Source organism: Delftia sp. S65 (assembly GCF_016516495.1).
Classification (GTDB): Bacteria; Pseudomonadota; Gammaproteobacteria; order Burkholderiales; family Burkholderiaceae_C; genus Comamonas; species Comamonas acidovorans.
The window spans coordinates 23,406-30,641 of sequence record NZ_JACVUR010000058.1 but is presented as its reverse complement, the minus strand read 5'-3'; the positions used below and the strand labels follow the sequence as shown (position 1 = coordinate 30,641).

The 7,236-nt window shown below is 69.3% G+C and carries 7 protein-coding genes; 1 reads left to right on the top strand and 6 read right to left on the bottom strand.

All coding sequences use genetic code 11. From position 1 onward, the window contains the following. Positions 1–60 precede the first annotated feature (60 nt). Positions 61–1,035 carry a Bug family tripartite tricarboxylate transporter substrate binding protein gene (locus IAE24_RS27675; RefSeq protein ID WP_199962264.1) on the bottom strand — a complete coding sequence of 325 codons (975 nt, stop codon included), beginning with the start codon at positions 1,033–1,035 and terminating at the stop codon, positions 61–63. Between the two features lie 105 nt (positions 1,036–1,140). On the opposite strand from IAE24_RS27675, the gene IAE24_RS27670 reads away from it, so the two are divergent. Continuing rightward, positions 1,141–2,076, top strand: coding sequence for a LysR family transcriptional regulator (locus IAE24_RS27670; protein ID WP_065345371.1), 936 nt, complete (start codon positions 1,141–1,143; stop codon positions 2,074–2,076). A gap of 22 nt (positions 2,077–2,098) precedes the next feature. On the opposite strand, the gene IAE24_RS27665 is transcribed toward IAE24_RS27670, so the two are convergent. From IAE24_RS27665 to glyS, 5 genes are all read right to left on the bottom strand, one after another. Next, positions 2,099–2,539 carry a rhodanese-like domain-containing protein gene (locus tag IAE24_RS27665; protein ID WP_034390259.1) on the bottom strand — a complete coding sequence of 147 codons (441 nt, stop codon included), beginning with the start codon at positions 2,537–2,539 and terminating at the stop codon, positions 2,099–2,101. Positions 2,540–2,629: 90 nt separating this feature from the next. After that, positions 2,630–3,574, bottom strand: a complete 945-nt coding sequence (locus tag IAE24_RS27660) for a YgjP family zinc-dependent metalloprotease (RefSeq protein ID WP_199962265.1) — start codon at positions 3,572–3,574, stop codon at positions 2,630–2,632. Positions 3,575–3,590: 16 nt separating this feature from the next. Next, positions 3,591–4,331: a lysophospholipid acyltransferase family protein gene (locus IAE24_RS27655; protein WP_013804242.1), complete on the bottom strand. Its 741-nt coding sequence runs from the start codon at positions 4,329–4,331 to the stop codon at positions 3,591–3,593. A 142-nt stretch (positions 4,332–4,473) separates the two neighbouring features. After that, positions 4,474–5,043, bottom strand: a complete 570-nt coding sequence (locus IAE24_RS27650) for a D-glycero-alpha-D-manno-heptose-1,7-bisphosphate 7-phosphatase (RefSeq protein WP_016451836.1) — start codon at positions 5,041–5,043, stop codon at positions 4,474–4,476. A gap of 55 nt (positions 5,044–5,098) precedes the next feature. Further along, the gene (gene glyS, locus IAE24_RS27645; RefSeq protein ID WP_198820496.1) at positions 5,099–7,213 is read right to left on the bottom strand and encodes a glycine--tRNA ligase subunit beta; all 2,115 of its coding nucleotides are present in this window, start codon (positions 7,211–7,213) and stop codon (positions 5,099–5,101) included. Positions 7,214–7,236 lie beyond the last annotated feature (23 nt).

Below are 7,236 nucleotides of genomic sequence, written 5' to 3'. Positions count from 1 at the left end.
TCCCCCGCGAAGCGGGTAGAGAGGGGGAAGCGGCGTAAGCCGCTCAGGGGGTGCCACCCATCAATCCATCGTGATGTGGTTGGCCTTGATCACCTTGCCCCAGTGGTCCGTCTCCCGCTGGACCAGGGCGCCCAGCGCCTGCGGGCCGAGGAATCGCGGCTCCACGCCCTGCAGGGCCGCGCGCTTTTGCACATCGGGCGACTCCAGGGAGGTCTTGAGCGCGTCCGACAGTCTGGCGATGGCCTCGGGCGGCGTGCCCGCAGGTGCGAACAGGCCGACCCAGGCTTCCAGCTCGAAGCCCGGCAGGCCCGCTTCAGCCGTGGTGGGCACATCGGGCAGCATGGGATGGCGCGTCTTGCTGGTCACGGCCAGGGCTCTGAGCTTGCCCGTCTGCACATGGCCCAGCACCGAAGGCGGCGTGGTGATGAACATCTGTACCTGGCCGCCCAGCACGTCCTGGATGGCCGGGCCGGACCCCTTGTAGGGCACATGCGTGATCTGGGTCTGGGTCACCTGGGCGAACACGGCCGTGCCCACATGGGACAGCGAGCCATTGCCCTGCGACGCGTAATTGACCTTGCCCGGGTTCTTGCGCAGATAGGCAATGAACTCCTGCAGATTGTTCGCCGGCACCGAAGGATGAACGGCGATCACATTGGTGGCGGCCACGATCAGCCCCACGGGCGACAGCTCGGACTGCGCCCAGGGCAGCTTGGGAAACAGCGCCGGATTGCCCACGTGGTAGGCCGAATACGAGGCCAGCAGCGTGTAGCCGTCCTTGGGCGACCGGGCCACCATCTGATAGGCAATGTTGCCGCTGGCGCCGCCCCGGTTGTCCACCACGACCGACTGCCCCAGCAGGCGCGACAGCGGGTCGGACGCCAGGCGTGCAGCCGTGTCCACCACGCCGCCGGGCGGATTGGGGACCACGAGGGTGATGGACTTGGTTGGAAAGGCCTGGGCCTGGACGGTTCCTGCGCCCAGCAGGGCGGCCGCTGCCAGGCCGGCGGCCTGCAGCACAATGCGTCGATTCATGCTTGTCTCCATGTTCTCTTTGTACCGGCGCATTCTTGCGGGCCTGCACGCGGCCGAACAGCCGTATCTCGTTGATCCATCCTTCGTCTGCGGTGGAGGATGGGAATGATCAACCTGCACCGATTCGATCTGCTGACGCTGCGCCTGTATGTGGCCGTGGTCGATGCTGGCAGCCTGACGGCCGGCTCGCGCACGCTCGGGCTGTCGCTGGCGGCCGCCAGCAAGCGCGTGGCCGAGCTGGAACAGCACTGCGGCGTGACCCTGCTGGTGCGCAGCAAGCGCGGCGTCACGCCCACGCCCGCCGGTCAGAGCATGTACCACCATGCCGTGGACGTGGTGGCCCGGCTGGAGCACCTGGCCCTGGCCATGGACGACTTTCGCAGCGGCGCCACGGGCCAGTTGCGCCTGTGGGCCAACAACTCCGCATTTGCAGGCTTTCTGCCCCGGCTGCTGGCCGACTTCATGGCGGCCCACCCGGGTGTGTCGGTGGACCTGGAAGACGCGCTGAGCGAGGAGTCCGTGCGCGCCGTGCTCAGCGGCGTGGCCGAGCTGGCCATCATCGGGGAGAACACGCCCCTGGAAGGGCTGAGCACCCAGGTCTGCGATGTGGACGAGCTGGTGCTGGTCATGCCGCGCGGCCATGCGCTAGACACGGACGACGACTCCCCCGTGCCCCTGGCCACCGTGCTGGACCACGACTTCGTGAGCCTGGCCCGCTCCACCTCGCTGATGCGGCGCATTGCGGCCGAGGCCGAATCCATCAACCGCCCCGTGCGGATCCGCATCCAGGTGCGCAGCTTCGACGCCATGTGCCACATGGTCTCGGTGGGCCTGGGCCTGGCCATCCTGCCGCGCGCCGCCACCGCGCCGCACCTGGCCGCGCGGGCACTGCGGCTGCGCCCGCTGGGGGCGCTCAACACCCGGCGCCGGCTGCTGCTGGCCATGCGCTCGCAGGCCACGCTGTCAGGACCGGCCCAGGCCCTGGTGGACATGGTGGCCGCCCGGGCGGTGGCGTTGGGATTCGCGGAGCCGCAGCTCTGAACGACGCCAGGTCGGCGCCGGCTTACTGGCGCCAGGGCAGGCCGCGCAGGCGCCAGCCGCCGACATGGCCGCGCTGGCCGTTGGCGTCCACATCGCCCTCGAAGCCTTCGAGGATGTTGTAGGCCTCGATGCCCAGTTGCGCCGCGCGCTGGGCAGCGGCCACCGAGCGCACGCCGCTGCGGCACAGCAGGACCACCTTGCCGCCTTCAGGCACGGCGGCGCGCAGCTGGCTGTCGAAATCGGGGTTCATCGCCATGGACGGCCACTGCTTCCAGGCCACGGCCACGGCGCCCGGTACGCGGCCCACCCAGTCGCGCTCGGCATCGGTGCGCACATCGACGAGCACGGCTTCGCCGGATTGCAGCCATTGCCAGGCAAGTTCGGGAGGAATGTCGCCTGCATAGCCCGGTGCGGGCTGGACGGTCAGGGGAATGGCTGCGGGAACGGGAGCGCTTGCGGACATGGATGGGCTTTCTTGATAGGACGCGGTTGTGTGCCCGGCAAGAATAACCGTCCAGCCCGACTGGCGCCGCCTCGCCGGTGCCCGGATCGCCTATTCCCAGGGAGGCAGCAGCTTGTCGCGCAGCACCTGGCGCTGCGCCTCCCAGCCCGGCATCACGCTGGCCACCGTGGCCCAGAAGCGCGGGCTGTGGTCCATGTACCGCAGGTGGGACAGCTCGTGCACGACCACGTAGTCGATGACCTCGGGCGCGTGCTGCATGAGCCGCCAGTTCAGACGGATGGCGCCGGCCGTGTTGGCACTGCCCCAGCGCGTGCTTGCACTGGTCAGTCTCAGGCTGGTCCACTGCACGCCCAGGAGCGGCGCGTGGCGCTGCAGGCTGGCCGTGAACCAGGAGCGCGCCTCGCGCAGCATCCAGGCCTGCACGCAGGCGCGCACCTCGGCGGCCGATGCGACGGGCGCCAGCGGCAGGTGCAGGGACTGGCTGCCGTCGGCCGCCTGTTCACGGTGTACCTGGCGCGTGCGCAGCGGCTGGGTTTCGCCGCCGGTCAGGCACAGCTGCAAGGGGCGGCCCAGATAGCCGATCTCTGCGCCGTGCTCCCAGCGGATGCGTGCCGCATGCTGGGCTTGCTGGCGCTGGCCGGCCTCGTGCAGCTTGCGCAGTATCCAGCCCGATTTCGCCTCCAGCGCCTGCGCGATGGCAGCCATGTTGACCCAGGAAGGTGCGCTGACCACCAGCCCCTGCGCGCCGATGGTGAAGCCTATGGTGCGCCGGCGCGAGCGCTGCAACCGGTAATGCAGCACCTGCCCCTGGAGGACCGCCTGCTGGTTCGCGTCCGGGTGGACGCGGGGACTGGGCTCGGGGATGGCGGATGGAGATGGGAGAGATGGAGGAGAAGGAGGAGAAGGAGGAAGAGGCGCGGATGAAGGCTGGGCGGGGGCCGCAGCCCTGTCACGGCGCGGCTTCAGCCCGCCGTCCTGCGTTTGCACGGCAGGTGGCAGCAGCCAATCCCAACTGCGCTGTGCCGGGTCCGCCATGCCGCTCTCCGGCGCCTCAGGCGCGGTAGGCCTCGGGGTCGAGGCGCTGCATTTCGGCCTCGATCCAGTTTTCGACTTCCACCATCAGCTCCTCGTGCTTGCGGCCCACGGAAGGAATGGGCTTGCCGATGGAGACATCCACCACGCCCGGCGTCTTGATGAAGGCCTTGCGTGGCCAGCACTTGGCCGAGGTGACGGCCACGGGCACGACGGGCACGCCGGTCATGATGGCCAGGCGCGTGGCGCCGGTCTTGTACTCGCCCCTTTGGCCGCGCGGGATGCGCGTGCCTTCGGGAAACATGATCACCCAGGTGCCCTGGCCCAACAGGCGCTTGCCCTGCTCGACCACCTTGTGGAAGGCGCGCGAGCCGTGCTTGCGGTCGATGTGGATCATGTCCATGCTGCCGATGGACCAGCCGAAGAAGGGCACCATGAGCAGCTCCTTCTTGAACACATAGGCCAACGGGCGCGGCATGATCGCCGGCATGAGGAAGGTCTCGTAGGTGGACTGGTGCTTGACCAGCAGCACCACGCCCTGCTTGGGGTCGGTGGGCAGGTTCTCCATGCCCTGCACGCGGTGGCGCACGCCCATGATGACGCGGGCGCTGTCCACCGACAGCTTGAGCCAGGCGCGCGCCACGGCATAGACGCGGCGCGGCCCGCCGCCCAGCCAGCGCGTGAGCAGCACGGCCAGGGTGTAGGGGATCACGGTGATGCCCATCCAGAGCATGTGGAGGGTGGAGCGGATCAGGGACATGGCGGCAGTGTGGTGCAGAAAGCGGCGCAGGGGCCGGGCGGCAGGCCCGGGCCTTGCGCCCTCAGGAATCGGAATTCACAAAGATAGCATTGTGCGCAGGACGGCAGGCCGGCGGCGCATGGGCAAAGCGCCGTTCGGGCGTTCAGGGAGCCGGTGCGGCATCTGCCGGAACCAGCGCATCGGCCAGCGCGGCCAGGCTGGCATGGCGCTGGGTGCCGGGCGGCAGTCCGGGCGGCAGCGCCCCGTCCAGAGACACTCCGGCGCTGGCGCCCGTGCAGACCAGGTGCAGGCGCGCGCCCATGGCGGCGCCGGCCTGCAGGTGGGCCACGCAGGAACCTATGACCCACAGCTGCTGCCCCTCGACGCCGAAGCGCTCGGCAATCTGCTCGAACAGCGCCGTGCCGGGCTTGCGGCAATGGCATTCCTCGTCCGGCGCATGGGGGCAGTAGAAAACCGCATCGACGCGCGCGCCTGCCGCCGCCATTTCGCGGTGCATGCGCGCGTGCACGGCATTGAGCTCGGTCACGTCGAACAGGCCCCGGCCCAGGCCCGGCTGGTTGGTGGCGACCACCACATGCCAGCCCGCCCGGTTCAGGCGCGCCACGGCTTCCAGCGCACCGCGCTGGGCCTTCCAGGCTTCGGCCGAGCCGATGAAGCCCTCCTCACCGATCTGGTTGAGGGTTCCGTCACGGTCCAGGATCGCAATTTTCATGGTCGGGTCCCAGGGTGGAAGACGCAGGGCCCGGGCGGCAGATGCCGCCACGGGATCAGGAAGCCAGTCGCGAAAGGTCCGCCACGCGGTTCATGGCTTCGTGCAACGTGGCCAGCAGGCCCAGGCGGTTGGCCTTGAGGGCCGGGTCTTCAGCGTTGACCATCACATGCTCGAAGAAGGCATCGACCGGGGCGCGCAGCGCGGCCAGGGTCTGCAGGCTGGCCGTGTAGTCGCCGGCAGCAAACTGCTGCTGTGCCTTGGGCGCCACCGATTGCAGGGCTGCGTACAGGTCCTTCTCTGCCACCTCGGCCAGCACGGCCGCGTCGACCTGGGCCTGCACTGCCTGGTCGGCCTTCTTGAGGATGTTGCCCACGCGCTTGTTGGCGGCGGCCAGGGCCGGTGCCTCGGGCAGCTCGCCGAAGGCGCGCACGGCCTCCAGGCGCTTTTGCACGTCGGACAGGCGCTGCGGGCGCAGGGCCAGCACGGAGTCCACTTCCTGGGCCGAGAAGCCCTGCTCGCGCAGGTTGCCGGCCAGACGGTCGTAGATGAAGTCGGCCAGCTGGGGCGTGGCGTCCTCGATCTTGTCGCCGAAGGCAGGCAGCACGCTGACCAGCAGGGTTTCCAGATCCAGCGCCAGGTCCTTCTCGACCAGCATGCGGATCACGCCCAGCGCATGGCGGCGCAGCGCGAACGGGTCGCGGTCGCCCGTGGGCAGGTTGCCGATGCCGAACATGCCGACCAGGGTTTCCAGCTTGTCGGCCAGGGCCACGACCACGCCGGCGTTGCCGCGCGGCAGTTCGTCGCCCGCAAAGCGGGGCTTGTAGTGGTCCTCGATGGCATCGGCCACGGCCACGTCCAGGCCGTCGTTGAGCGCGTAGTAACGGCCCATGGTGCCCTGCAGCTCGGGGAACTCGCCCACCATGTCGGTCACGAGGTCGGTCTTGGCCAGTTGCGCGGCCAGGTCGGCCTGCTGGGCCAGGCCCGTGTCGCCCAGCTGGCGGGCAATGCTCTTGGCGATGGAGCGCACGCGCTCCACGCGCTCGCCCTGGGTGCCGAGCTTGTTGTGGTAGACCACCTTGCCCAGCCCGTCCACGCGCGAGGCCAGGGTCTTCTTGCGGTCCTGGTCGAAGAAGAACTTGGCGTCGGCCAGGCGCGGGCGCACCACGCGTTCGTTGCCGCCGATGACGGCGCTGGCATCCTGGGGGCTGATGTTGCTGACCACCAGGAACTGGTGGGTCAGCTTGCCGGCGGCGTCCAGCAGCGGGAAGTACTTCTGGTTGGCCTTCATGGTGAGGATCAGGCATTCCTGCGGCACGTCGAGGAATTCCTTCTCGAACTCGCAGACCAGCACATTGGGGCGCTCGACCAGGGCCGTGACCTCGTCCAGCAGGGCCTCGTCCTCGATGGGACGGACACCGCCGCCCACGCGCTCGGCAGCGGCCTGCAGCTGGCGCGCGATCTCGGCACGGCGCTCGGCGAAGCTGGCGATGACGGCGCCTTCCTCGCGCAGCTGCGCGGCGTAGTCATCGGCGGAGCGGATGACCACGGGATCGACCGCCGCCTCGAAGCGGTGGCCATGCGTGGCCGTGCCGGCCGTCAGGCCCAGGGCCTTGACGCCGATCAGCACCTCGGTGCCGTGCAGCACCACCAGGCCGTGGGCCGGGCGCACGAAATGGACGCTGCTCCAGCCGTCGGCCAGCTGGTAGCGCATGACCTTGGGGATGGGCAGCTTGGCAATGGCTTCGTCCAGCGCCTTTTGCACGCCGTCGGCCAGCATCACGCCGCGCACGGTGGAGGCGTGGAACAGGGCTTCGGCCTTGCCTTCACCCTGGCGGGTCAGGCCGGCAACGGCTTCTTCGCCGGCACCCAGGGCGGCCAGCTTCTTGATCAGGGCGGGCGTGGGCTTGCCGTCGGCGTCCAGGCCCACGGAGACGGGCATGAGCTTTTGCGACACGGCCTTGTCCTCGGCCTGGGGCAGGACTTCGGTGATGTGGGCGGCCAAGCGGCGCGGCGAGGCATAGGCCGTCAGGCGCGCTTCGCTGGAGGCCAGCAGGCCCTGGGCCTTGAGCTGCTCGAACAGCACGCCGGCAAAGGCGTCGCCCAGCTTTTGCAGCGCCTTCGGGGGCAGCTCTTCGACAAACAGTTCAACAAGAAGATTCGATGCGTTCATGGTCTGGTGTTCTCTCGGTGCAG

What these genes read in the sequence shown, in the direction of transcription:
- IAE24_RS27675 (WP_199962264.1), bottom strand. Translation starts at nt 1,035, where the DNA reads ATGAATCGACGCATTGTGCTGCAGGCCGCCGGCCTGGCAGCGGCCGCC.
- IAE24_RS27670 (WP_065345371.1), top strand. Translation starts at nt 1,141, where the DNA reads ATGATCAACCTGCACCGATTCGATCTGCTGACGCTGCGCCTGTATGTG.
- IAE24_RS27665 (WP_034390259.1), bottom strand. Translation starts at nt 2,539, where the DNA reads ATGTCCGCAAGCGCTCCCGTTCCCGCAGCCATTCCCCTGACCGTCCAG.
- IAE24_RS27660 (WP_199962265.1), bottom strand. Translation starts at nt 3,574, where the DNA reads ATGGCGGACCCGGCACAGCGCAGTTGGGATTGGCTGCTGCCACCTGCC.
- IAE24_RS27655 (WP_013804242.1), bottom strand. Translation starts at nt 4,331, where the DNA reads ATGTCCCTGATCCGCTCCACCCTCCACATGCTCTGGATGGGCATCACC.
- IAE24_RS27650 (WP_016451836.1), bottom strand. Translation starts at nt 5,043, where the DNA reads ATGAAAATTGCGATCCTGGACCGTGACGGAACCCTCAACCAGATCGGT.
- glyS (WP_198820496.1), bottom strand. Translation starts at nt 7,213, where the DNA reads ATGAACGCATCGAATCTTCTTGTTGAACTGTTTGTCGAAGAGCTGCCC.